Here is a 779-nt window from a genome sequence, read left to right on the forward strand (position 1 = left end):
GCGTGACCCTGAACGCCGACGGCAGCTTCACCTACACGCCGGCGGCGAACTACCACGGCAGCGACAGCTTCACCGTGCTGATCGATGACGGTAACGGTGGCACCACCAGCAGCACGGTCAGCATCGGGGTGACGCCGGTGAACGATGTGCCCACCAGTGCCGATCAGTCGCTGACCACCGCCGAAGACACGGCGGTGAGTGGCGTCATCAGTGCCAGCGATCTGGACGGCGACAGCTTGAGCTACGCGGTATCCAGCGAGGCGAGTCACGGCAGCGTGACCCTGAACGCCGACGGCAGCTTCACCTACACGCCGGCGGCGAACTACCACGGCAGCGACAGCTTCACCGTGCTGATCGATGACGGTAACGGTGGCACCACTAGCAGCACGGTCAGCATCGGGGTGACGCCGGTGAACGATGCGCCCACCAGCGCTGATCAGTCGCTGACCACCGCCGAAGACACGGCGGTGAGTGGCGCCATCAGTGCCAGCGATCTGGACGGCGACAGCCTGAGCTTCACAGTGGATACGGCACCGGCCAATGGCAGCGTGACCCTGAATGCCGACGGCAGCTTCACCTACACGCCGGCGGCGAACTACCACGGCAGCGACAGCTTCACCGTGCTGATTGATGACGGTAACGGTGGCACCACCAGCAGCACGGTCAGCATCGGGGTGACGCCGGTGAACGATGCGCCCACCAGCGCTGATCAGTCGCTGACCACCGCCGAGGACACCGCGGTGAGTGGTGCCATCAGTGCCAGCGATCTGGACGGCGAC

Annotated in this window: 1 protein-coding gene; it reads left to right on the top strand. The window is 65.3% G+C overall.

Annotated elements, in window-relative coordinates:
• A partial coding sequence (locus ABD847_RS13155; RefSeq protein WP_345013756.1) for an Ig-like domain-containing protein occupies positions 1-779 on the top strand: 779 nt, incomplete at both ends.

The organism is Pseudaeromonas paramecii (assembly GCF_039540575.1).
Classification (GTDB): domain Bacteria; phylum Pseudomonadota; class Gammaproteobacteria; order Enterobacterales; family Aeromonadaceae; genus Pseudaeromonas; species Pseudaeromonas paramecii.